Below are 301 nucleotides of genomic sequence, written 5' to 3'. Positions count from 1 at the left end.
CCGTCCTCGCCTGACCCGTTCGCGTCAGTTCACCGCTCGTCTCACCGTGACCCCCACCCGCCCCGCTCATGCAGGAGAACCGCCCATGGACTTCCGCTACACCCCCGAGCAGGCCGACCTCAAGCGCCGCGCCGCCGAGTACGCACGGCTGCTGATGCGGTACGAGGACCAGTCCGAGCAGGCCGGTGGCCCGCTGCCCGCCGAGACGGTCCGCGAACTGACCCGCGCCGCGATGGACGCCGGCGTCTACGCCATCAACATGCCGGTCGAGTTCGGCGGCCCCGGCCTGTCGCTGCTGGAC

General features: G+C 71.8%; 1 protein-coding gene. It reads left to right on the top strand.

Annotation, left to right across the window (positions count from 1 at the left end; genetic code table 11):
* Positions 1-85 precede the first annotated feature (85 nt).
* A partial coding sequence (locus DN069_RS34890) for an acyl-CoA dehydrogenase family protein (protein ID WP_133260145.1) occupies positions 86-301 on the top strand: 216 nt, incomplete at its 3' end.

This window comes from Streptacidiphilus pinicola (assembly GCF_003258295.1).
Taxonomy (GTDB): Bacteria; Actinomycetota; Actinomycetes; order Streptomycetales; family Streptomycetaceae; genus Streptacidiphilus; species Streptacidiphilus pinicola.
This window is presented reverse-complemented; position numbering and strand designations above follow the sequence as displayed.